Genomic DNA, 24,537 nt, shown 5'->3' with positions numbered 1-24,537 from the left:
ACGAAGCGGTTGTATTCCGACCACTTGTGTGCAATACATGCCGGCTTACTCAGACGGATTCCCCATATGCTTAGTAAATTGGCATTGTTCGTGTACCTTTATGATCTCTGCAATTGCTTCTCCCAATGCCCGGTGGCCTTGTATGCTCAGATGGATTCCATCCTCTCCCACAGCCCTGGTGACAGATCCGCCATCCAGGTACAGGCATCCGTATGTATGAGCCAGTTCCCGGAAAACCAGTGCCAGTTCCCCGCTCTTCCTCCAGGATTCCTGGTCAAACATGGGATCTCTCTCAGGATAAATGGGAACCGGGGCCACCAGTATGATTTTTGTTCTAAATCCCCTGGTATCCAGAATGTGCCTGGCCCGGATCAGAAGTTCTTCCATACCGTATCCGATTTCTCTGGCATTGACGTGGAAATGGCTTTTAGTATCGTTTGTTCCAAGCATAATCACCAGATAATCAAGAGGCAGGTGGGACAGCAAAAACGGAAGCAGGTGTTCAATTCCGCAGCGCTCCGGCTCCATTCGGTCGGAAAACACAGTGGTCCGTCCGTTTAACCCCTCCTCCACAACCCGGTACTCATCTCCCAGCGATTGAGCCATAACTCCCGGATACCGGACACTCTCCTCATACCTGGTTCCGGTCACGGGCATGTAGCCCCAGGTATTGGAATCACCATAACAGAGAACCCGTTTTCTTATCATCTCATTCCTCCCATGGATTGAAGGTACTGACCACTTTGGCAGCTATCTTCGCGCCTGTGTCCAGGCACGTTTCAATGTCAGACCCGTTCAGAATTTCATAGAGGAATCCAGCGATAAAGCTGTCGCCCGCTCCCACAGTATTCACCACACAGGCAGGATAAATGCCTCCCTCATAAAACTGGTTGCCGTCATAAGCCAGGCTCCCCTTATCACCAAAGGTGGCCACCGCAACCTTCATGCCCCTGTCTACCTTATCCTTTAAGTAGGATTCAATAAATGCATCCCGCTCCTTGTGGTAGGAATAAAATCCATAATCCACAAATGGCAGGGTTTTCTCAACCAGTTCGTGGTCCAGCCGGTCTGCATAGTCAAAGCTGATCCGCACATCGGAAAGCTGACGGATCTTCGGCAGGGCTTCTTCTGCCTTTCCCCACAGCGCAGTATGCACCAGGTCATGGGCAGCGGCAAAGCGGACATCCTCGTCGTCAAACATAATATGTTCCAGCACCCCCTCCACATAATCACCATGCACCCGGTCCAGCCCGTCCATATCCATGTAAGTAATGGCAGTCGGCCCGTTCCCCACTTTGAAGTGGCTCAAATCCAGTCCTTCTCTGGACAGTGTCTCCACCATCCATCTTCCGTTTTCATCAGAACCGGTGGTACTGATAATGGATACGGGAATTCCCAGCTTCTGAATATTGACTCCCGTATCTACCACATTGCCGGTGGGGTATTTCTTTTGAATCCGCTCATACACGTCAATGCAGTTGTCTCCGATAGCAGCAACTTTCATTTTTCTTCTCCCAATATGTATATATGTTTTTAGTTTTTCATACCACTTGAAGTATATCAAATCAGTATATTAGTGTCAATTTACTATTTTTCACATAATTACGTTCATATAATAGTGCATATTATACATAAATTATCTGATTCGCAGGAATTCTTTTCCAATCAACCGATTTATATTTATATATGTACAAAGTATTTTTATATCAAAAAGCCATCCCCCGCCGAACGCTATTGTGTACAGCCTGGCGCAGGATGACTTCTCTGCCTCCAGCCCAATCTTTTTACTTAGTTTTTTGCTCACAGACTCTTCCTGTATGCTTTTGCTGCTTCCATAAATTCCTTCACGCGGACCACATCCACGCGGGCGAAGAAATCGCCGTTTTCCTTAAATGTAGTCCCCACCACTGCAGCATCCGCTGTAGCCAGCTTCCGCTCTATGGTATCCCTGCGGCACCCGGTATTGCACAGAACCACCACCTCCGGAGCCGCCGCCTTCACCTGTGCGATCAGTTCATCATCCACATCCTGCCCAGCGGCTGAGGCAGAGATGCATAGCCCGTCCGGATTAGCCTTGAAAATTGTGGACCTGGCAATATCCTTCAGCGGTCTGGTATCCAGATTCCGGTCGGATTCCGGGTTAATGAAATAGAGCATTTTAAGCTTTTCAAGGGGCAGGGCAGCCCTGCGCCTCAGGAGCTTTGAAAAATCATTATTGTACAGTCCGCCGTCTCCCACATAGACGCCGCAAAAGGTTCCCCGTACAAAATCGGCGCCCACAGCAGCAGCCAGCTCCAGGGTTGCCAGACCATCCGAGATACAGTCCACACCAAAAGGCACTCTGATCTCGTTCATCAGCTCTCCGATAACCCGCGCCATACTGGCAGGTGTGACGAAGCTCATATTCCGTTCATAGGGAAGGCTGAATTCGTTGGAGAACAAAATCCCGTCTACACCGCCTTCCTGCAATGCCTTAAGGTCCTCCCTGGCGTGCGCTACCGTTGTCTTCATATCATTATCCGAAGAATACATGGGATCTCCCGGAAGTGGATCCAGATGCAGCATGGCAATAATCGGTTTTTTCGTATGAAACATTTTTTCAGTCCAAAGCATATGTATTATTCCCTCCCATTTTACTATATATGTCTATGATATTTTAATACCACTTTTACAATATCAGACGAAAGAAACAATGTCAACATCATTCCACTTTTCTCACCCACTTAATTATATTTTTTGTGCAATATGTATATTTTTATATATGTATTTTCACTTTTATTACAATTTTCCCCGCAAAACGCTTTTTTGATTGAATCCAAATGCCTACCGTGTTATGATGATTTTAGATTTGGTATGAAATTGTCGACAACTTATTAATATCACTATTTTTATCAAAGGAGGCTGCATTATGCAGAAAGTTGACATTCTATTACGTTCCAACGCTATCTTCTCAGGCCTTGCTTCCACTCCGGAAGCAGGCTTCATAGCCATATCCGGCAACCGCATCCTGGCCGCTGGTTCCTCGGACGGAGCTGAGTACGCCGGACCGGACACCCAGGTGATGGATTTAGGAGATCGGCTCATCTGCCCTGGCTTTACGGACGTGCACTGTTTTTTCAACGGATATCTGCTTACCATCACGGGCGCCGATTTAAGCGCATGCCAAAACGCAGATCAGTCGGTGGCAGCAGCTAAGGCTTACCAGGAAGGCCTGTCCCCCGGCGCAACTGTGCTTGCAAGAGGGGTACGCCCCGGTTTCACAGAGCTGAGCTGCGACCGGCTGGACCAGGAGTTTGGGGACGTGCCTGCCATTTTCTTTATGGAAGGAGGAGAAAGCTGTTATATGAACAGCGCCGCCCGCAGGGAGTACCGTTTCACCCCGGACACCTGCTGGTCAGAAAGCTACTGGCGCCTTCTGAGATATATTCTGGGACAGAAGGAATTTTCCGTACCGGAATTCAGGAAATATCTGTCCATGATGAATTCAAGAGGAATTACTTCTGTCAAGGAAATGGGGTTTGACGATTTCTACGGTTTTACAGAAGAACTTAAGAAATTAGAACAGGAGAACGCGCTGACTGCCAGAGTACATTTCATGAGCCAGCCTGTAGGCTTTCCCATGAATCTGGAATACGGAAAGGAAATGCGGGATTTCTTTCCCGGCATTTTTGTACATTTCTCAGGTTATAACCAGATGACCGACGGATCAATCAGCCAGCTGGAAGGCGAAATGAAGTCTCCCTACCTCTGCGCGGACACCTGCTGCGCCAAAAATATCGACTGGGAAGGCTTAAGAAGGGATACCCTGGCAGCCGACAGGGAGAACTTCCGCTTTTCTCTCCATGCACAGGGCGATGGAGCCATCTGCAGGACTATCGATATCTTTGACCAGTGCCAAAGGGGACCAGACGGCAAGGTGAAAAACCGTCATGCAATCACAGACCTGGAGTGCTCGGATCCTGTTGATCTGGAGCGCATGGGAGCTCTCGGCATAGTGGCAGAGGTCTATCCTCAGATCATGTCCATCGCAGACCGGGACGGCAAGCTGGCAATGATTCAGGAAAAGATCGGTCTGGAACGTGGCAAAAACTACTGGAACCGCCGAAAAATGGCCGAGAGTGGTGTGACGATTTCCTGCGGCACGGACCTGCCGCTGCTTTACGACGATATTCCTGAGTCCATCTACCACACAGTAGGCGCCCTGTTCCCTGAAGGAGGTGCGCCCTTCAATAAAGAGAACACCCTGACCACTGCTGAGTTATTAAAGGCCTGGACCTACGGGGGCCAGTACAACCTGGGCTGCGAATCCCAGCTGGGTACCCTCAAAGCCGGTAATCTGGCAGACATCGCAGTGCTGGATGGGAATGTGTTTGAGACCCCCATGGACCAGATGCGAGGCATCAAAGTGTGCCTGACTCTGGTGGACGGCAAAATTGTCCATCGCACGATTTAAGGAAATCGCCGAATTAAAAGGAGACCGGCTGTGCCCGTGACCTGCCTGGCCGCAGCATTTTTCACTTGTTACATAATCGGTTCCTAACACAAGCTGTCCCGCAGACCTGCGGACACAGTTGAACAACATTTTCTTATGGAGGTAAACATGATTGGTAAAAAATATTTTATGGGTATTGACACGGGAACCAACTCCAGCAAAGGCGTACTGATCGACCATGACTGCAACATCATCGCCACCGGAACTGCCGAACACGCCATGACCAATGCCAGGCCCGGCTATTATGAGCACGATGCGGATGAGGATTGGTGGGAGGATTTTTGTACCATCAGTCGGCAGCTGATCGCAGAAAGCCAGGTGGACCCTGCAGACATTCTGGCTGTGGGAGCCAGCGCACTGGGCGCGGATTGCCTGCCTGTGGACGAACAGTGCCGCCCCCTGCGAAAAGCTATCCTCTATGGTATCGATTCCAGAGCCACAAGGGAGATGGCGCAGCTTACAGAGCTTTACGGTGAGGAACAGATCAAGAAATGGTACGGACGACCTCTCTGTTCCTCAGATGTGATGCCCAAGATTCTCTGGATCAAGAACAATGAGCCCCTGATCTATGAAAAAACATACAAATTCATCACAGCTTCCACCTTCATCACAGCCAGGCTGACAGGGAATTATGTGGTGGACCGGTTCCTGGGACTGTCCAGCTTTAATCCCCTGTACGACCGGGACGGGGTACCAAACCCCGGACTGTGCGCTCCCATCTGCCGCCCCGGCCAGCTGGCAGAGATCAAAGAGGCCAACGAGATCGCAGGCAGAGTGACCTCCCGGGCAGCAGCAGAAACCGGCTTAAAAGAGGGCACTCCGGTCATCACGGGAACCGATGATTCCGGCGCGGAAGCCATCAGCATCGGCGTGGTTGCTCCTGGCAAGATGATGATTCAGTTCGGATCTTCCATCTACATGATTCTGGGAACAAAGGAACTGGTGGACGATGACCGCCTGTGGCGGGAAGAATTTATCGTTCCGGGCCTATGTGACATTTCCGCAGGGACCAACGCGGCCGGTTCCCTGACCAAATGGTACCGTGACACCTTGTTCCCGGATGCCCTGGCACTGGAGCAGGACGGTGGTCCGGACGCCTATCAGACCATGCTGGAGGGCGTTGATCAAATTGCACCGGGAAGCGGCGGGCTGATCACACTGCCCTATTTTGCCGGTGAGCGGACTCCCATCAATGACCCCCTGGCCAGAGGCTGCCTGCTTGGTCTGACCCTGGCCCACACCAGAGCCCATATGTACCGCAGCGCCCTGGAATCCGTGGCTTTCTCCGTCAATCAGCAGCTGAGCCTTATGGAAGCCCATGACAATGTAATTATTGACCAGATATTTGCCGTAGGAGGCGGCGTACAGAACCCACTTTGGATGCAGATTGTGGCGGATGTGACCGGCAAGGAGATCAATACACCGCTTGTGACCATCGGCGCCTGCTTTGGGGATGCCATGATGGCAGCTACCGCCGTAAAGCATCCCGGTTTTGAGGATTTTGCCGCCCTGACCAAGTTTATCAAGCCCGGCAAAACCTACCATCCAGATGCAAAAAATCACGAGACCTACAAGATATATCAGGATATTTATGACAGGCTTTATCCTGCTGCAGCTGAACTCATGCATGCACTGGCAGAGCAGTAACAGCAACAAAAAAAGCGCGTCTGAAAGTTTATTATGCCCGGCAGGCCGTCTTACAGCGGCTCTCCGGGCACAATAATTTTCAACACGCTTTGACAGGGTTCAGACCGTCTGCTTTTGGATCTCCGCGGGATATAACGATTCGCATATATTAGGTAATCAGGTTTTTTCACTACAAAATAGACCTAAATAAAAAAGCGAACACCCTCCAGGCATCCGCTTCCCCATCTATTCTATTCAAACGAAACAAAACCTTGTAAATCCGCATAAATTCAGACAAAGTAAAAGCCCCAACCCCGCAGCTCTCTGTCTGCAAAACCGGAACTTTTGAGTGCGCCTTCAGGGACTCGAACCCTGGACAAATAGATTAAGAGTCTACTGCTCTACCAACTGAGCTAAAGGCGCATGTCTTTTGTTTTCTTTCACTGTGCTCTCGTCTTGAGCACGTGTGTAATTATATAACCGTATCCAACAAAAGTCAACACCTTTTTTACAAATAATTTACAACTTTTTCGAATTTATTTATTTTTCTTATTTTTTTGTGCATTTCCACCCAGTGTTTTGTTCACTTCTACAAAAGATTTGTTCCAAGCCAGCATTTTCTTATTTAATTCGGTCTTATCGCTGGTAGCCTGAAGAAGCTTGCTCGTGACCTTGTCTTTCATTCCCATAACTGCTGCTCCCGCATCTGCTTTTTCTTTATTATATGCAAAACCGGCATCACGGTTATTGAAACCGAATGCCGGATTTAAAAAATATCATTTTCTTCCTGCGATCAATTTATAAATCGGATTCCCCTTAGAGGAAAATTTCTCTTCATACTCTGTCATCACATTTCCCTCTCCCATCTCACTGTGGTGAAGGTCATAGGTGAATTCCTCAATCTTCCATCCGGCTTTTGGGATCGCTTCCAGGGAATAGTCAAACAGCCCCCTGTTGTCGGTTTTAAACTCCACAGTTCCGTCAGACTTTAAAATCTGGCCATAAACCGCCATAAAATCCTCTGATGTGAGCCTGCGCTTTGCATGGCGGTCCTTGGGCCATGGATCGGAAAAGTTTAAGTAAACCTTCTGAACCTCCCCCGGTGCAAATATATCTGCCAGGTTTTTTGCATCCACGCACATAAAAAATATATTATCAAGTTCCATCTGAGCCCTTTTCTGCAGACCTCTCAAAAGAACGCTGGGATACCTCTCAATACCAACATAATTTATTTCCGGATGAATAGCAGCCAATTCCATGATAAAACGGCCTTTTCCCATGCCAACTTCTATCTCTATGGGATTTTCATTGCCAAACACTTCCTTCCAGCAGCCCTTTTTCTCAAAAGGAGCCTGGACAACATATGGACTGCCCGCGATTTCTTCTTCCGAGCCTGGTATATGACGTAACCTCATACTTAAAATTCCTCCAAATAAATTCATCTTAATGAAAACATGCATCGCCTGAACGATTGTATCATACATGGTGCTGGGAACGCAAGTTTGCCGTTTATTTTCCTTCCTGGACTTTTTAATTATTTCCAATAAAGATCATAGGATAATCCATATTATTTACAAAAATATTCATTATTATGGCAGTGTAAGAGAAGAAGGCGGGTCAGTACATAAATTGTACCGGCGCCCGCCTTCTTCTCTTACACTGTCATACCCGGATACTGCAGCGCCCCATTTTCATCCGGGGTCAGCTTCACCGGTTCTGTTGCTATCCTGCCACCCTGATTCAGATAATACCATTTGCCGTCAATATCCTGCTGTCCCTTGACCATGGCTCCGTCTGCTCTCAGATAGTACCAGTCACCTTTGTACTGGTACCAGATACGCGAAACCATGACACCGGCTGCGTTGAACCAGTACCACTTCCCATCGGTATCCTGATACCAGGAACTTCTTACCGTTTCTCCCGGATTTCCAAGGTAAAAGTGCCATCCATCAGCTTCTCTCTTCCAGCCTGATAACCTGACAGTTTCCGTTTCCGTCTCTGTCTCACCATCGTCCTGGATGTATCTTCGGATGCATACAAGACCTTCACGCCATCCTCCGGGAGCCCAGGAATTGTACCGGCTGGTGCAATAGCCCTTGAGATCCTTAAAGGACGGAGTACCGCTGCCATGGCCGCATAAAATATTATTTCCATAGTACATTTCAACATGGCCGATTTTCAGTGGCCGCTCGGCATCCGTTCCGGCGAATTCAAGCATGTCCCCCTTTCGCAGCCTGGAGATATCCGGAATGCCATTTGCTATATTCACATCTACTACACTAAGAGCACTGGACTGATAAATTCCAGCCGTAGTCAGGATGCCAAAACCATAGCCTGCTTCTTTATAGGAATAACAAATAGAACTGCTGCAGTCACTGTAATATTTGTTATTAATATATTTTTTAAAACAGTAATCCCGCAGATCCAGACTATAAATGTTGCGGCCTATAATAGTTGCATATTTATCACATACCGCCTGTCTTTTTTCCTGAGATGTCATATTCTCACCTTTCTTTTTTCTGCAGGGCATGAAAGAAAAGCAGCCTTCAGCCCTGAGATTGTGAATCCTGCGGATATACAACATATCCACAGGATTCACTAGTATAAAAATATGATTGAAAATCCAGGATTGTCCCTCAGCAAAAAAGGCACAGCCTCTTTCACAAACTGTTCACATCTTCCACAACTTTTCTACACAACTGATCATTATATTAATACTTGTTACAGGTAATATCCTTTTAGATAAACTTTTTTCATATAGCCGGCAGGATTCCTCCAATCTTGCCGGCTCCTCTCCTTTATAGAGGTATCCCCCTTCTTTTCTCAGCTTATATATGATTCAATCCAGAAACTCATAAACCAAAAACTCTTTATAAAGTCCCCTTTGCTTCCTTCCAATCAATCAGCAGATTATAACGCTCTGTCTTAAAACGCAAAACACAGTAGTTTGGATCTTCTGGTCCATCGAGATTATCTTCAAGACCCTTGTACCACATTTCTTTCTTTATATCCGGATCAGTTAATATCTCTATCGTACCCACTAGTGTGATATTGTGGTCTATTGCATTAAAACAGACACTTGCAAGATTACATTTTTTAATGCGATCGGCTTTATTGCTTTCAAGCCCAGTACAGAATGTAATCCAGTTGATACCGTCTGCCTTTGATGCGGATATCGTAGAAGCGGTTGGATAACCGTCTTTGTCAATCAACGCTAATACGCAAAACCCCTCGTTTCCTCCACCGGTTTTTGCCGCAACAATTTCTCCGGCTCTAGCAATAATTTCTTCATTCATTATATTTGCCTCCTGCTTTTTATTTGAAACAAATATATCACATTGAACATGACAACAGTATGTCATATTCCTGGCACAGCATAAATTTTTATCCGATTATTCAGCATGCTATGTTCCTGCTTTATCATACATATTGCCTGTAAACGATCAATTATCAATACACTGCTTTCCTTTCACAAACTGTTCACATCTTCCACATTTTTTCTACATATCCTCCCGGTATATTTATACTTGTAACAAGTAATATCCTTTTAATAAGAACTTTTTTTCATACTCAGCCGGCAGGATTCTCCGATCTTGCCGGCCCTCCCTTTTATAGGAACTTTACAGCATGATAATCCTGATGGATATTAGGAAAAACTTTGGATTTCCTGTTTACTTTTTACTTTTCTCTTACAAATCAAAAAACGACAAAATAACAGGTGCACAATTTGTAATAATCTAGTATAATATCTGTATATTGGAATACAACCGTTTTTGCAAAGGAGGAAATATATGGGAACTACAGACAACAGTTTCTTGCTAAGAATCCAGCAGGGTCAAAGGGAAACGGAAAAGCTCATGAGCCAGAAGCAGTATAACATGGCCATGATCAAAGCCCGGCAAACCTTGGAATATATGGTTAATTATCTTGGGGAAAGGGCTTTGATTGTAGAAGGCGATCTGGCGGACAGCATAGACCAGCTATTTGAAGGGCGCTTTATTTCTCAGGCTGCCAAAGACCACTATCACAGGATCCGCGTGCTGGGAAATAAGGCAGTCCACGAAGGAGATGACAGTCCCTATGATGCCAACGAAGCCTTCCAGCTTCTGTCTCAGGAAGTCAATGCCTTTGCAAACTCTCATAATAGAGGAAGCCACGGGGGAGCCCCCGTCAATAAACGGCCTGCAGACGTCAGGACCATCTCTTCCTCTCCCCGGAATAATCCGCCTCGAAGCGGCGCTCCAAGAAGTGAATTCCAGGGAACCGGAACTTTAAGAAACAGCGGCGCAAGAACTGCGCCTTTAAGAACCCAGGAACATACCGGCGGAACAGGGCGCACTGGAACAAGACCGGATGGGACAAAACCCGGACAAAGGCCGGCCCAGAGGAATGTTTCCAGAAGCGGCCAAAGGCCCTCTTCACACAGCAGAAGCAGGCGGCGCACCAAAAAGAAAGGCTTTGATACCTACGGACTGTTAAAACCAGCTCTCATTTTCCTAGTTCTTCTTGTTCTTGTCCTGATCATCGTAAAACTGATCCCAGGAAAAAGTTCAAAAAAAGAGCCTACAACAGCCGTGACGACTGCTGAGGTCTCTACCGAAGCCATAACAAGCACCGAAGCACCCACAGAGCCTGCGGAGCCAGAAACAGAAGCCCCTAAGATTTATACCACCAAGAGCAAGCTTAATGTCCGCTCCGAGCCTTCCACCAACGGCGCCAAGCTTGGAAGCCTTGCTTCCGGTACAGTAGTGGAATATGTCAAGACCTATGACGACAAATGGACGGTCATTATGTTTGAAGGAACAGAAGCTTATGTTGCCAGCGAATTCCTGACCATAACGGAAGGCGGGACAGGAACGGTCCCAGGGGAATCCACCTCTGCAACGGATAATACAACCGCTGCCACCCAGTAAAGAAAGCGTTAAAAGCGAAGAATCCATGGGAAACACTCCCCTGAGCTTCGCTTTTTTTATTGTACATGCATAACCGTTACCCTGGATGCGTAACTTATGTTTATGCTAAAATTCCATTAATATTTTGTTTTTTTCTAACAGCCTATGGTATTTTTAAAAAATTGTAGTATCATTATAAATTAGCATTATATTTTCAATGTACTATTATAAAAAGGAGGACACGGTATGGACACTGTGATCGAGAAGATATCTGAGATTGAATCGGCGGCGGCTTCCATTATGAATGATGCCAATGAACGCAAAAAGGCGTTTGCCAAAGATATGGAAGAACGGACCGCTGCATTTGATGCGCAGCTGGAAGCAGAAACCAGCAAAAAGATTGAAGAGCTGCAGGCCGGCATGGAAATCAGTATGAACAAACGCCTGGAAAAACAGCGAAGTGATTCCCAAAAGGTCCTTGAAGCCATGGAACAACGTTATGAAGACCATCATACTCAATATGTGGGGGAACTATTCAATACTATGATAAAGGAGTGATCCTATGGGAGACTTACTATCCTACAGCGGCATTACAACCAAGGTAAGAGCCATGGAGAGCCATCTGATCACCGGCAGCCAGTTTCGCGAAATGGCAGCCCTTGAAACCGTTTCTGATGCAGTGGAATATTTAAGGCGTCTTCCCGCCTATGAAGGGCTGTTTGCAAACCTGGAGGGTGTGGAGCTCCACCGGGGAGTCATTGAACAGCGGCTGATCCTTTCCCTGTACCAGGATTTTGCCAAACTCTACCGGTTCGCCAATTTAACCCAGCGTAAGTTTCTGAACCTGTATTTTATGCACTTTGAAATCGATATCCTGAAGAAATGCTTTCGCAATGCTATGGGGCGGAACCGGCTGGATATCGATCTTTCTGTATTCCAGGACTTTTTTGATAAGCATTCCCGGCTGGATTTGCTAAAGCTGTTATCCTCCACAGACTTACATGAGTTCATAGCCAATCTGGAGGGTTCGGTCTATTATAACCTGCTGTCCCACTTAGATGACAGGGACCAGCCTACCTTGTTTGATTATGAGGTTCACTTAGACCTTCTTTACTTTAAGGCCATTTGGAAGGTCATGGGCAAATATCTTACCAGGAAGGAAAAGGAGCTGCTTACACGCTGTTTTGGAAGCAAGCTGGATTTACTGAATGTCCAGTGGATTTACCGTTCCAAAAAATATTATCATCTGCAGCCTGCCGACATTTATTCCCTTCTCATCCCGATCAATTATCACCTGAATAAGGAGCAGATCGGAAAAATGGCAGAGACCGCTACGCTGGCAGAGTTCTATTCCGTACTAAGGACCACCTTTTATGGGCGGAAATCAGATCTGGAAGCTGCAGACATGCCGGACTTAGAGCAGCTGACTCATGAAGTGCTGGATAAAATATATAATTCCACCAGCCGGCAGAATCCATATTCCATTGCCACACTGAATTCCTATCTTTATTTTAAGGAGGAAGAAATTCAAAAGATTATCACCCTCATAGAGAGCATCCGTTACCGCGTAAGCCCGGATGAAATCATCTCCTATGTAGTAAAAAAGTAAAGGGGGTTGTTTTTTCGTGATAGAAAAAATGAAATTCTTAAGCATCACCGGACCTAAGGAAGATATTGACCGGGTCATTGATACTTATTTATCCAAATATGAAATCCATTTGGAAAATGCCCTGTCGGAATTAAAGACGGTGAAAGACTTAAGACCTTATATTGAAACCAATCCATACAAAGACGATTACCAGCGAGCCATGGAGCTGGCAGAATTACTCCCGCCGGATGTTCAGAAAAGCGGCAGGAAAAAGATTCCCATCCAACAGGCCGCCGGAATTGTCACAGCGATCGGGGCACAGGTAAAGGAGCTTACGGCAAAGGAAGAGGCGCTTGTATCCGAACAAAAGTCCTACCGCCAATCCCTGGAACGTATCCTTCCATTTACCGGACTTAACTATGACTTAAGCTCCATCCTTCAATTTAAGTACATTAAATTCCGTTTTGGACGCATTTCTCATGAATATTTCGACAAATTCGTGAGTTACGTATACGATACCATTGATACTGTCCTCTATAAATGCCGGGAGGATAACGAATATGTCTGGCTGGTTTACTTTGTGCCGGAAACCATTTCAAACCAGATAGACGCCATTTATGCCTCCATGCGTTTTGAACGTTACTTTTTACCCGATGAATACAAGGGCACGCCTTTAGATGCCATTCATGAACTGGAAGATAAGATAAGTGCTCTCCAGTCAGATATTGACGGCATCCGGAACCAGGTGTCCGGACTGCTGGTATCAAGGCAGGAAGAGTTATTGGGGGCACTAAGGAGTCTGGAAACTTTCTCAACCAACTTTAACGTGAGAAAGCTGGCCGCATGCACCAAGCAGAAGGTAAACACCTTTTACATCCTCTGCGGCTGGATGAGCAACCGGGATGCAGCCGCCTTTCAGAAAGAAATCTCCAGCGATGAAAAAACTTTCTGTATCGTGGAGGATGACCATAACAAGATTATGAGCCAGCCGCCCACCAAGCTGCACAACCCCAGGCTTTTTAAACCCTTTGAGATGTTCATTCAGATGTACGGACTGCCGGCATACAATGAGATCGATCCCACCATATTGATCGGCCTCACCTACTCCTTTCTGTTTGGCTTTATGTTCGGGGATGTGGGACAGGGAATCTGTCTTCTGTTTGGAGGGCTCCTGCTCTACCGGCTGAAAAAGATAAATTTGGCGGCTATTATATCCTGCTGCGGCTTTTTTTCAACCATATTCGGATTCCTGTTCGGCAGTGTTTTCGGATTCGAAGATATTATTAAGGCCGTATGGCTCCGCCCCATGGAGCACATGACCAGCCTGCCCTTTATAGGAAGACTGAACACCGTATTTATCGTTGCGGTTTCCATTGGTATGGGAATCATCCTGTTGACCATGGTTCTCAACATCATAAACAGCATCCGCTTTCAGGATCCGGAAAGAACCCTGTTTGACACAAACGGTGCTGCAGGACTTGTCTTTTACGCAAGCCTTGTGCTCACCATCGTTCTTTACATGACAAACAATCCCATTCCGGCAGCCATACTCCTTGTCATCATGTTTGGCCTCCCGCTGCTTATTATGTTTTTTAAGGAGCCTCTCACTAATATGGTGGAAAAGAAAGCGCAGATCATGCCAAAGGAAAAGGGCATGTTTGTGGTCCAGGGCTTCTTTGAACTGTTTGAAGTGCTTTTAAGCTACTTTTCCAACACCCTTTCCTTTGTCCGTGTAGGGGCCTTTGCTGTCAGCCATGCGGCCATGATGGAGGTGGTGCTCATGCTGTCCGGTGCGGAAGCAGGCAGCCCAAACTGGCTGGTTGTGGTTCTTGGCAACTTATTTGTCTGCGGCATGGAAGGCCTGATCGTTGGAATCCAGGTATTGCGTTTGGAATATTATGAATTATTCAGCCGTTTCTATCGGGGAACCGGCCGTGCATTTAAACCATACGGAAAGAAAATTTAAAAACCAAAACGGAGGTAATATTATGTCAACCTTAGTAAAAATAACATTAGCTATCGCCTTAATCTTAAGCATCGCCATTCCTTTCGGAGTTTTTTCCATGGGCGCAAAAACCAAGGGCCGCTATAAAACCGCCCTTGGTATCAACACGCTTTTGTTTTTTGGAACCATGATCGTTTCCAGCGTATTGATGTTTAACGGCCAGGCTGCCGCTGCGGAAAGCACAGCCGCAGGCGCAGGAAGCATCGCAGGAATGGGCTACTTAGCTGCTGCACTTTCTACAGGGCTTGCATGCATCGGCGGCGGTATTGCCGTTTCCGCAGCTGCCAGCGCTGCTCTGGGCGCCATCAGTGAGGATGGTTCCATACTTGGTAAATCACTGATCTTCGTAGGGCTTGCCGAAGGTGTTTGTCTGTATGGTCTGATCATTTCTTTCATGATCTTAGGTAAGCTGTAACTCATGAAAATGTATTTGATCAGCGACAACGTGGATACCTGGACCGGCATGAGATTAGCCGGGGTCGAGGGCGCTGTCGTTCATGAAAAGGCAGAACTGAAACGTGAACTGGATAAAGTCCTGGCCGATAAGGAGATCGGGATCATTCTCCTGACAGAAAAGTTCGGAAAAGAGTTTCCGGACATCATCAATGATGTGAAGCTGAACCGTAAGCTCCCATTGATCATAGAAATCCCTGACCGCCATGGTACCGGCCGCAAGCCGAACTTTATCACGGATTATGTTAACGAAGCCATCGGATTAAAACTATAAGAAAGAGGTGGTCATCTTGATGACTGAGGAAAAATTACAGCATTTCCTGGAATTTTGTATGGAAGATGCCAGAACCCGCAGTGCAAAGATGCTTGATGAATATACAGCTGCCTTGGAGCAGACCTTTTCAGAGCATCAGGTGGATGCAAAGCGAAGGGCCGCACATCAGGTGGATTTAGAAAGCGAACAGATCGAACGGGAAATTAACAAAAAGCTTTCCCTGGAACAGATCGGTATGAAGCGGGTCTTTGGAAAAAAACAGGATGAGCTGAAAGATAAGCTGTTTTCGGAGCTTCGGGATAAACTGGCCACATTCATGGAATCCCCGGAATATACAAAGCTTTTGAAAAAACAGATACAGGAAGCAAAGGCCCTGGCAGGAAAAGAATTCATAACCATTTACATCGATCCTGCAGATGAAGAAAAGATCAATGAACTGTCGATTTCAGGCGGCTCTGATATTCAGGTGAGCGAATACTCCTTTCTGGGAGGAACCCGGGCAGTCATCCCTTCCAGGCATATATTAATCGATAATTCATTTCAAACCAAGCTGGCGGAGGCAAAGCGCGACTTCCGCTTTGACATAAATGATCTGACGGGAGGTACGGTCAATGACTAATACAGGCACCATTTCCGGCATCAACGGCCCTGTCATTTATTTAAAGGGCGATTCCGGATTCCGAATGAATGAAATGGTCCATGTGGGCAAGGACCACTTAGTCGGCGAGGTCATCGGCCTTACAGACCGCCGCACCATTGTCCAGGTATACGAGGAAACCAGCGGCCTAAAACCGGGAGAAACGGTCACCTCCACCGGCTTCCCCGTATCCGTCACACTGGCTCCAGGCATTTTAAACAACATCTTTGACGGAATCGAGCGCCCTTTAAGCGAGATTGCAAAGACCGGAGGAGCATACATTGACCGGGGCGTTCATGTGGACTCTCTTGATGGTTCAAAGCTCTGGAAGACTCACATAACAGTTAAAAAGGGAGATCATCTGTTGCCAGGGACCATCATTGCCGAGGTTCCTGAAACCCCTGCCATTGTCCATAAAGTTATGATACCTCCTGATATGGAAGGCTATGTCCTTGACGTGGCCCAGGATGGTTCCTATACCATATCCGATCCCCTGCTGACCCTTCAGCTTTTAGACGGGTCAGAAAAGAAAATCACTATGACCCAGAAATGGCCCATCCGCATGCCAAGGCCTATTTTAAAGAGGTACCCGGCCGGGAAGCCTCTTATCACCGGGCAGCGTATCATTGATACCCTGTTTCCTCTTGCAAAGGGAGGAACTGCCTGTATCCCCGGCGGCTTTGGAACAGGAAAAACCATGACCCAGCACCAGATCGCCAAGTGGTCTGATGCGGATATTATCATTTATATCGGCTGCGGGGAGCGAGGCAACGAGATGACCCAGGTGCTTGAGGAGTTTTCAGAGCTGGTTGACCCCCGTTCCGGAAATCCCCTTATGGACCGGACCACACTGATTGCCAATACCTCCAACATGCCCGTAGCCGCCCGTGAAGCCAGCCTCTACTCCGGCCTTACTCTGGCGGAATATTACCGGGATATGGGATATCATGTGGCGATCATGGCGGATTCCACCTCCCGCTGGGCCGAGGCCTTAAGGGAATTATCCGGACGTCTGGAAGAGATGCCTGCAGAGGAAGGTTTCCCGGCTTATCTGGCTTCCCGCTTATCGGCCTTCTATGAAAGGGCCGGAATGATGCAGAACATGAACGGTACGGAAGGCTCAGTCACCATCATTGGAGCCGTATCCCCTCAGGGAGGCGACTTCTCCGAGCCGGTAACCCAGAACACCAAGCGGTTTGTCCGCTGCTTCTGGGGCCTGGACCGGAACCTGGCAAACGAACGCCATTTCCCGGCCATCCACTGGCTCAGCAGCTATTCTGAGTACCTGACCGATTTAGCTCCCTGGTACGTGGAAAATGTAGATAAAAAATTTGTGGACTACAGAAACCGGCTGGTCTTTCTGCTGACCCAGGAAAGCAGCCTGATGGAGATCGTAAAGCTGATCGGCGGAGACATGCTTCCTGATGACCAGAAACTCATACTGGAGATCTCCAAGGTGATCCGGATCGGGTTTTTACAGCAGAACGCATTCCATAAGGAAGATACCTGCGTTCCTATGGAAAAACAGTTTAAGATGATGGATTTAATCCTTTATTTATACAAGAAAGCACGTTCCCTGGTTTCCATGGGAATGCCTATGTCCGTATTAAAGGAGGATCCGATCTTTGATAAGATCATTTCCATTAAATATGATGTACCTAACGACAGACTTGATATGTTTGATGACTACAAAAAGCAGGTAGATGCCTTCTATGATTCCGTCATCGAACGCAACGCATAGGGAGGAGGCAGACTATGGCTATTGAATATTTAGGACTAAGTGCAATCAACGGTCCCCTGGTCGTTTTAGAAGGCGTCCAGAATGCTGCTTTCGACGAAATCGTGGAAATGACCGTAGAAAAAAAGACAAAAAAGCTGGGGCGTATCATTGAGGTTTACGAGGATAAGGCGATCATCCAGGTGTTTGAAGGAACCGATGGGCTGGCCTTAAGAAATGTTCACACCCGCCTCACCGGACACCCTATGGAACTTGCCGTGTCCGAAGACATGCTGGGACGTACCTTTAACGGAATCGGAGAGCCCATTGACGGTCTTGGAGACATCAACTCCCAAATCCGTCTGGACATTAACGGAAAACCCTTAAATCCTGTTACCAGGGAATACCCAAGAGATTATATCCGCACGGGAATTTCAGCCATCGACGGGCTGATGACCCTGATCCGGGGCCAGAAGCTTCCCATTTTCTCCGGAAACGGCCTTCCCCATGACGAACTGGCAGCCCAGATCGTAAAGCAGGCCTCCTTAGGAGATGACGCTCTGTCCAGTGAAAAATTTGCCGTTGTATTTGCCGCCATGGGCGTGAAATACGATGTGGCTGACTTCTTCCGCCGTACCTTTGAGGAAAGCGGAGTTTCCGACCACGTGGCCATGTTCATCAACCTGGCGAACGATCCTGTTGTGGAACGTCTGATCACGCCAAAGGTGGCGCTGACACTGGCAGAATACCTGGCTTTTGAAAAAGGAATGCACATACTGGTCATTTTGACCGATATGACGGCCTATGCGGAGGCTCTCCGTGAGGTTTCTTCATCAAAGGGCGAGATTCCTTCCAGAAAGGGTTATCCCGGCTATTTATACAGTGAGCTTGCCTCTCTTTATGAGCGGGCCGGCATTGTAAAGGACCGGCATGGTTCTGTGACCCAGATCCCAATCCTGACCATGCCAAACGACGACATCACCCATCCCATCCCGGACCTTACGGGATACATCACGGAAGGGCAGATCGTTCTGGACCGCAGCTTGCACGGCCAGTCGGTCTATCCTCCTATCAACGTTCTTCCTTCCTTAAGCCGTCTGATGAAGGATGGCATTGGAGAAGGCTTTACAAGGGCCGACCATCAAGGCCTGGCAAACCAGCTTTTCTCCTGTTACGCCAAGGTAGGAGACGCCAGAGCTCTGGCATCGGTCATCGGGGAAGATGAACTATCCCCCATTGATAAAAAATACCTGGTGTTTGGCAAGGAATTTGAAAACCGTTTTGTTGGGCAGGGAAATCATGCCAACCGGAACATCATTGAAACCCTGACTATCGGCTGGGAGCTTTTAGGGCTTCTCCCAAGAGCTGAACTGGACCGTATCGACACCAAGGTCTTAGACCAGTATTACAAGCCAACCACCCTTGAAGGCTGGTCAGAATAGGAGGGATATTCATGAATCCCAATACATTTCCCACCAAGGGGAATTTAATCCTTGCGAAAAGCTCTCTGGCTTTAGCCAGACAGGGCTATGAACTGATGGATAAAAAACGGAACATCCTCATCAAGGAGCTGATGAGCCTCATCGATGAAGCAAAAGGCATTCAGTCGGAAATTGATGTCACCTTCACTTCTGCTTACAAGGCCCTGCAAAAGGCCAACATTGAGCTGGGGATCAACTATGTGCAGGACATTGCCATGGCAGTCCCTGTGGACAATTCGGTGCGCATCAAGACCAGAAGCATCATGGGAACGGAGATTCCCCTGGTAGAGCATGATGAAATGCCTTTAAACCTGACTTATGCCTATTACAACACCAGGGAATCCTTAGATGAGGCCCGTTACCAGTTTGAAAAGGTGAAAAAGCTGACAGTAAAGCTTTCCATGGTTGAGAACTCTGCCTATCGTCTGGCAAACAGCATTAAAAGGACCCAGAAACGGGCCAACGCCTTAAAGAATATTACGATTCCCAGGTATGAGACGCTTACTAGGAACATCACCAATTCACTGGAAGAAAAGGACAGGGAAGAGTTCACCAGGCTTAAGGTGATTAAGAGGAATAAAAGTAAAATTTAGCGGCATCTGAAGCAGATGCCTGTTAAGCCATAAGGATCGGAGACGGGAACGACAGCAGTCAGTTTCCCGTCTCCGATCCTTTGTTTTCATGTTTTTAAAATAAAAGCTGTAAAACATGAACCAAATAATACTTTGGTGACTCTTATTATCAGATGCATCTAAAAAAGGAAAGGAAACAGGTTATAATGGAAGAAAAAGGGGCTTTGGTAGAAAGCATGATAAATGGCAGCGAAGCAGCATTTGACAAACTATACCGTTCCTATTCTGGAAAGCTATACCGTATGGCGTATTTTATTACCGGCAACCATAGTGACAGTGAAGACATTTTACAGGAAACATTTGTTAAATGCTATCTTTACAAATCAAAACTGAAACAGGCGGATCGCTTTGAGCCGTGGCTGTATCAGATTCTGGTCAGAACAGCCTGGCGGCTTGAACGAAAGAAAAAAGGAAGAGCTGAGATCTCCTATGAAGGTATTTTAGAAAATGAGGAGGAAAAAAAGAGTGGGGAGCACATTCGGGAAGACAAGAAAGCGGACGAACCACTGGAATCTGTTTTAGAGGCAGAGACAGCAAAAGAAGTCCAGGCAGCACTCAGCCATCTGGACATAAAATACCGTACTGTGATTCTTCTGTATTATTATAATGAATTGAGCACAAGAGAGATCGCTCATATTACAGGAGCCATGGAAGGGACGGTAAAATCCCGTCTGCATAAGGCAAGAAAACTGCTGAAGGATTTATTGAAAGCTGACGGCACTGGAAAAACAGAAATGGAAAGGGGTTTTTGCCATGGATAACTTCAGGGATGACCGATTAAAACAAATCATAAAGACCGGGCTGGATCAGGTAACGCCGGATGCGCAGGCAGAGAATCGTTGTCTGAGAGAAATTCATAAAAAAATAGAAATGAGGAGTGGAATTATGAAATTTAATAAAAAGAGAATGGTGGCAGCTTTAGCCGCAGTGTGCACAATAACGGTAATGGGAACGGTTACGGCAATAGCAGGCGGTAAAATTACAGGCTTGTTTAGCTCCACTTCCCGGGACGAAATGGTCCATTCAAAAGCTGAGCTGATCCAATTAGCGGAAAGCCAGATGGGAACCGCTCCAAAGTTAGTGGATGCCTTTTCAAATGGACTTTCCTTTAACGAAGGCTCTATTACAAAGATAGAAGGAAGGGATGAGAACCAGAATTCATTGTTCTCCTTTCCGGAACTCTATATAGGCTATGGAAAAAATAATCGTGTAGCACTTGACATCCATGAATATCAGGCCATGATTCCTCAAGGATCTTCTGCTGTGAAAAACCAGGACGTTTATCAGGATATCACTTTAAAAGCCTACGAAGATAACTATCTGTTTTTACCGCCAGATGCAAATCCATCTGCAGAGGATTCAAAGCTGGAGGAAGAAGGCAAACTGATGATCAGCTACGGAACCGACAAAGAAGAGCGTAAGGTATACCGTTATGTAAGCTGGAGTGAAAACGGTATGGAATATTCTCTCAGTTCCTTTGATGATTTGAGCTGTGATGATTTAATTGGCATGGCAAAGGAAGTCATAGATGCAAAGTAAGGCATTACCAGTTTGATAAGGTGAAGAAGCTGACAAAGGATATTTCGGATATTTAAAGGGCTATTTGTTAAACAAAGGGAAACCTGCCCTTTTGTAAGAGGCAAAGACCCCTGCAGGTTCCAAAGTCTGCAGTGCCTCTTCCTCATTTGTATTATATTTTAATACCCCAGTTCTTCGTCTACTATAATTACCTTAATCCTGTCCTTCACAAACTGGCCTGCAATCAGGACAAAATCATTGCATATCCTTTCCCTGTGTCCGCAATCAATACAGCGGCCAAGGGAGGTACAGGGAGTTGACTTGTTAAGCCGCTTTGCATCTAAAGGAGCTGCGATCTGCCTGGTTCTTTTTATGGCTGCCTCCACATCTTTTGTTATCTTGTTGGCCCCTGCGACCACGATGACCTGTTCCGGACCATACAGCATGGGGGCCACCCGGCTCCCATTGCCGTCAATATTAAAGAGCCTCCCGTCCATGGTAATTGCGTTGGTTCCGGTGATAAATGTGTCTGCCGAAAAATTCCTTAAGTATATCTTCCGTTTTTCTTCCCTGGCAAGGGAAGGGTCAAACTTATCCAGAAAGTCCACATCCCGATTCCTTAAATCCTCAAACACTCCAGTCTGTTCAAGGGTGACCGAATCTCCGCAGCCTACGGTCGTCCCATCCGCAATGAGCCTCCTCAAAAGCTTCAGAAGTTCATTTTTATCCTGAACCAGATAACCTGCCATATTATTCCGCTGAAGATGTTTTATCAATAAGGGAATGTCCTTCCCGTTTTTTTGTGAATAAAAATCCATAGATTTTTCCTCCCAAGTTAAACATAAGGCTGAAAAGCCATAAAGAAAATGAAACAGACTATACCGCAACGCAAACTACTGCAGTACAGCCTGTATTTTAACCATCATCCGTTCTCTTAACGATCTCCAAGAGGCTTATATTCCTCTTCCTGCATCACACTGATGTAGGCCGGACGGATGATCTTATCCATGTTGATAAGCTCTTCGATCCGGTGGGCACTCCATCCCACAATCCTTGCAATGGCAAAGATGGGAGTGAACAATTCATTGGGAATGTCCAGCATGCTGTACACAAAACCGCTGTAAAAGTCCACATTCGCGCTTACGCCCTTATAGATCTTTCTTTCATCTGCAATTACCTGGGGAGCCAGGCGCTCAATCATGGAATAGAGGTTAAAATCATCTAAGCGCCCCTTTTCCTCTGACAGTTGTTTAACAAAGCCTTTAAATACTTCTGCACGGGGATCGGATTTGGAATAAACCGCATGTCCCATACCGTAAATAAGCCCTTTCCGGTCAAATGCTTCCTTATGAAGAAGCTTTCTTAAGTACTTCTCCACTTCCTCCTCATCCTTTAAGTTATGGACTTCTTTCCGCAGATCCTCCATCATTTCCACAACCTTAATGTTGGCTCCGCCATGCTTCGGTCCCTTTAAAGAGGCAAGTGCAGCCGCGACCACGCTGTATGTGTCCGTGCCTGAGGAAGTGACCACATGGGTCGTAAAGGTGGAGTTGTTTCCTCCTCCATGCTCCATATGAAGGATCAGGGCCAAGTCAAGTACATGGGCTTCCACCTTGGAATACTTCATATCGGGCCTTAAAAGCCTTAAGATATTTTCTGCCGTAGACAGCTTTTCATCCGGCCTGTGGATATACATGCTGTCCCCTCTCTCATAGTGGTTAAATGCATGATATCCATAAACTGCCAGCATCGGCATGACGCTGATTAACATCAGGCTCTGACGGAGCACATTGGGAACAGATATGTCACCGGCCTTTTCATCATAAGAGGCCAGAGTGAGAATGCTTCTGGCAAGACAGGACATCATATCGCGGCTTGGAGCCTTCATGACCACATCTCTGACAAAATTGGTAGGCAGAGTCCGGCTGTAGCCCAGGGTCTTAGTAAAGCGTTCCAGCTGGCTATTGTCTGGCAGATCTCCAAAAAGAAGAAGATAGGCAATTTCCTCAAAACCAAAACGCCCCTCCCTTACAACGCCGTCTACCAGATTATGAATATTATATCCCCGGTAAAACAGCTGGCCTTCACATGGGACCTTTTCCCCATCTACGATTTTGTTTGATAAGATCTTTGATACCTTGGTCAAACCTGCCACAACACCGTTGCCGCTTTTATCCCTAAGCCCCCGCTTTACCTCAAACCTGTCGTAGGCTTCCAAGTCAATTTTTTCGTCATTCAAACAAATATCAGACCATTCTTCCACATTTTTCATAAAATCTTTCTGGTTCATCATGCAACACCTCTTTCTGAAATCAGGTCATCTAGTTCCACTGTATTCTTCCCATTGGGCTTTCTAAGCCTGCGTCAACCCCTTTCTTTTACTGCAAAATCGTTCAAACGTTCATTTTTGAACTTTTCAATATAATATATAATTTTATTTAAAAAATCAAGTAATATTTATACATTGCCTTAAGCCCTGTATTTATGGCAACGACATATATTGACAAATTTCTCTCCAAATCTTATACTTGCCTTAATTTCCCTTAGAGGAATGTATCGGAGGTTTTCCATGAAAATAGAATTTTCCCTGTTTTTCTTTATAGAAGCTGTCGGTACCATAGCCTTTGCCTCTTCCGGAGCCATGGTTGCCATAAAAAAACGGCTGGATCTTCTTGGAGTCATTGTTTTGGGTGTTACCACCGCCGTGGGAGGCGGCATGTTAAGGGATATTATCATAGGAAATGTACCTCCTGCCCTTTTTAAAGACCCCATTTATGTATTACTGGCCTTTATAACGGTTATGCTCTTATTTATCATCGTAAGACTGAACCAGAAAATACTGGATGGACGATCCCTGGAAACCTATGAAAAAGTTATGAACATATTTGATGCCATCGGACTTGGTGCTTTTACCGTAGTCGGAATCGATACGGCAGTGCTTTCCGGCTATGGGGACTACCATTTTCTCATCATCTTTTTAGGCGTCATCACCGGAGTCGGCGGCGGCATTCTGCGGGACATCATGGCCGGACAAACCCCATATGTCCTTAGAAAGCATATTTATGCCTGTGCTTCCATTGCAGGCGCCATCCTTTACGCCTGGCTTATGAACTGTATTGATGACAATATCGCCATGCTGGCGGGCGCATGCTCTGTGGTTTTGATCCGCCTTCTGGCGACCCGCTTTTGCTGGAACTTACCTACCGCAACAAAACATTAATT

At 46.6% G+C, this 24,537-nt stretch carries 24 protein-coding genes and 1 tRNA gene; 15 read left to right on the top strand and 10 right to left on the bottom strand.

Features of this window, described 5'->3' with window-relative positions; genetic code table 11:
- Positions 1 to 45 precede the first annotated feature (45 nt).
- From ABFV83_RS17665 to ABFV83_RS17655, 3 genes are all read right to left on the bottom strand, one after another.
- A complete protein-coding gene (locus tag ABFV83_RS17665) occupies positions 46 to 708 on the bottom strand; it encodes an SGNH/GDSL hydrolase family protein (protein WP_349945699.1) in 663 nt (220 codons plus the stop codon).
- 1 nt (position 709) lies between these two features.
- Positions 710 to 1,504 (bottom strand): fructoselysine 6-kinase, encoded by a 795-nt coding sequence (gene frlD / locus ABFV83_RS17660; RefSeq protein ID WP_349945697.1) that lies wholly within the window; start codon positions 1,502 to 1,504, stop codon positions 710 to 712.
- 296 nt (positions 1,505 to 1,800) lie between these two features.
- Positions 1,801 to 2,613, bottom strand: a complete 813-nt coding sequence (locus ABFV83_RS17655; RefSeq protein WP_349945695.1) for a BtpA/SgcQ family protein — start codon at positions 2,611 to 2,613, stop codon at positions 1,801 to 1,803.
- A gap of 295 nt (positions 2,614 to 2,908) precedes the next feature.
- On the opposite strand from ABFV83_RS17655, the gene ABFV83_RS17650 reads away from it, so the two are divergent.
- Together ABFV83_RS17650 and ABFV83_RS17645 are read left to right on the top strand one after the other, a co-directional pair.
- A complete protein-coding gene (locus tag ABFV83_RS17650) occupies positions 2,909 to 4,453 on the top strand; it encodes an amidohydrolase family protein (RefSeq protein ID WP_349945693.1) in 1,545 nt (514 codons plus the stop codon).
- 147 nt (positions 4,454 to 4,600) lie between these two features.
- Positions 4,601 to 6,139 (top strand): FGGY-family carbohydrate kinase, encoded by a 1,539-nt coding sequence (locus ABFV83_RS17645; protein ID WP_349945692.1) that lies wholly within the window; start codon positions 4,601 to 4,603, stop codon positions 6,137 to 6,139.
- A gap of 329 nt (positions 6,140 to 6,468) precedes the next feature.
- Here ABFV83_RS17645 and ABFV83_RS17640 read toward each other — a convergent pair.
- The 5 genes from ABFV83_RS17640 to ABFV83_RS17620 all read right to left on the bottom strand — a co-directional run bounded on the left by ABFV83_RS17640 (position 6,469) and on the right by ABFV83_RS17620 (position 9,414).
- Positions 6,469 to 6,541, bottom strand: a tRNA-Lys gene (locus ABFV83_RS17640).
- A gap of 113 nt (positions 6,542 to 6,654) precedes the next feature.
- Positions 6,655 to 6,807, bottom strand: coding sequence for a hypothetical protein (locus ABFV83_RS17635; RefSeq protein ID WP_349945691.1), 153 nt, complete (start codon positions 6,805 to 6,807; stop codon positions 6,655 to 6,657).
- A gap of 87 nt (positions 6,808 to 6,894) precedes the next feature.
- Positions 6,895 to 7,533, bottom strand: a complete 639-nt coding sequence (gene trmB, locus ABFV83_RS17630) for a tRNA (guanosine(46)-N7)-methyltransferase TrmB (protein WP_349945689.1) — start codon at positions 7,531 to 7,533, stop codon at positions 6,895 to 6,897.
- Between the two features lie 239 nt (positions 7,534 to 7,772).
- The gene (locus ABFV83_RS17625; RefSeq protein ID WP_349945688.1) at positions 7,773 to 8,618 is read right to left on the bottom strand and encodes a cell wall-binding protein; all 846 of its coding nucleotides are present in this window, start codon (positions 8,616 to 8,618) and stop codon (positions 7,773 to 7,775) included.
- A 370-nt stretch (positions 8,619 to 8,988) separates the two neighbouring features.
- On the bottom strand, positions 8,989 to 9,414 hold the full coding sequence (locus ABFV83_RS17620) for a pyridoxamine 5'-phosphate oxidase family protein (protein ID WP_349945687.1): 426 nt from the start codon (positions 9,412 to 9,414) through the stop codon (positions 8,989 to 8,991).
- 495 nt (positions 9,415 to 9,909) lie between these two features.
- Between ABFV83_RS17620 and ABFV83_RS17615 the strand changes: the two genes are divergently transcribed.
- The 12 genes from ABFV83_RS17615 (at position 9,910) to ABFV83_RS17560 (ending at position 21,336) form a co-directional block, all read left to right on the top strand.
- Entirely contained in the window at positions 9,910 to 11,031 is a 1,122-nt protein-coding gene (locus ABFV83_RS17615) for an SH3 domain-containing protein (protein WP_349945685.1), read from the top strand.
- A gap of 225 nt (positions 11,032 to 11,256) precedes the next feature.
- The gene (locus tag ABFV83_RS17610; RefSeq protein ID WP_349945684.1) at positions 11,257 to 11,568 is read left to right on the top strand and encodes an ATPase; all 312 of its coding nucleotides are present in this window, start codon (positions 11,257 to 11,259) and stop codon (positions 11,566 to 11,568) included.
- A gap of 4 nt (positions 11,569 to 11,572) precedes the next feature.
- Entirely contained in the window at positions 11,573 to 12,619 is a 1,047-nt protein-coding gene (locus ABFV83_RS17605) for a V-type ATPase subunit (RefSeq protein WP_349945682.1), read from the top strand.
- 16 nt (positions 12,620 to 12,635) lie between these two features.
- Entirely contained in the window at positions 12,636 to 14,564 is a 1,929-nt protein-coding gene (locus ABFV83_RS17600) for a V-type ATPase 116kDa subunit family protein (RefSeq protein ID WP_349945680.1), read from the top strand.
- 22 nt (positions 14,565 to 14,586) lie between these two features.
- On the top strand, positions 14,587 to 15,018 hold the full coding sequence (locus ABFV83_RS17595) for an ATP synthase subunit C (RefSeq protein ID WP_349945678.1): 432 nt from the start codon (positions 14,587 to 14,589) through the stop codon (positions 15,016 to 15,018).
- A 3-nt stretch (positions 15,019 to 15,021) separates the two neighbouring features.
- Positions 15,022 to 15,330 carry a V-type ATP synthase subunit F gene (locus ABFV83_RS17590; RefSeq protein WP_025230563.1) on the top strand — a complete coding sequence of 103 codons (309 nt, stop codon included), beginning with the start codon at positions 15,022 to 15,024 and terminating at the stop codon, positions 15,328 to 15,330.
- 16 nt (positions 15,331 to 15,346) lie between these two features.
- Entirely contained in the window at positions 15,347 to 15,949 is a 603-nt protein-coding gene (locus ABFV83_RS17585) for a V-type ATP synthase subunit E (protein WP_349945677.1), read from the top strand.
- Entirely contained in the window at positions 15,942 to 17,708 is a 1,767-nt protein-coding gene (locus ABFV83_RS17580) for a V-type ATP synthase subunit A (RefSeq protein WP_349945675.1), read from the top strand. Before ABFV83_RS17585 ends, ABFV83_RS17580 begins: the two co-directional genes overlap by 8 nt.
- A 14-nt stretch (positions 17,709 to 17,722) precedes the next feature.
- Entirely contained in the window at positions 17,723 to 19,126 is a 1,404-nt protein-coding gene (locus ABFV83_RS17575; RefSeq protein WP_349945673.1) for a V-type ATP synthase subunit B, read from the top strand.
- 11 nt (positions 19,127 to 19,137) lie between these two features.
- The gene (locus tag ABFV83_RS17570) at positions 19,138 to 19,758 is read left to right on the top strand and encodes a V-type ATP synthase subunit D (RefSeq protein ID WP_349945672.1); all 621 of its coding nucleotides are present in this window, start codon (positions 19,138 to 19,140) and stop codon (positions 19,756 to 19,758) included.
- Positions 19,759 to 19,943: 185 nt separating this feature from the next.
- Entirely contained in the window at positions 19,944 to 20,558 is a 615-nt protein-coding gene (locus ABFV83_RS17565) for an RNA polymerase sigma factor (protein ID WP_349945670.1), read from the top strand.
- A complete protein-coding gene (locus ABFV83_RS17560; protein WP_349945668.1) occupies positions 20,551 to 21,336 on the top strand; it encodes a hypothetical protein in 786 nt (261 codons plus the stop codon). The genes ABFV83_RS17565 and ABFV83_RS17560 overlap by 8 nt, the downstream gene beginning before the upstream one ends.
- Before the next feature lie 158 nt (positions 21,337 to 21,494).
- On the opposite strand, the gene ABFV83_RS17555 is transcribed toward ABFV83_RS17560, so the two are convergent.
- Complete coding sequence (locus ABFV83_RS17555) at positions 21,495 to 22,133, bottom strand: lactate utilization protein (protein ID WP_349945667.1); 639 nt, start codon at positions 22,131 to 22,133, stop codon at positions 21,495 to 21,497.
- A gap of 116 nt (positions 22,134 to 22,249) precedes the next feature.
- Positions 22,250 to 23,608, bottom strand: coding sequence for a citrate/2-methylcitrate synthase (locus tag ABFV83_RS17550; protein WP_349945665.1), 1,359 nt, complete (start codon positions 23,606 to 23,608; stop codon positions 22,250 to 22,252).
- 276 nt (positions 23,609 to 23,884) lie between these two features.
- Between ABFV83_RS17550 and ABFV83_RS17545 the strand changes: the two genes are divergently transcribed.
- Positions 23,885 to 24,535 (top strand): trimeric intracellular cation channel family protein, encoded by a 651-nt coding sequence (locus ABFV83_RS17545; protein ID WP_349945663.1) that lies wholly within the window; start codon positions 23,885 to 23,887, stop codon positions 24,533 to 24,535.
- Positions 24,536 to 24,537: the final 2 nt, after the last annotated feature.

The organism is Lacrimispora sp. BS-2, from assembly GCF_040207125.1.
In the GTDB taxonomy this organism is placed as follows: Bacteria; Bacillota; Clostridia; order Lachnospirales; family Lachnospiraceae; genus Lacrimispora.
Note: the sequence above shows the minus strand (reverse complement) of the source record. Positions and strands in the feature narration are given on the sequence as shown.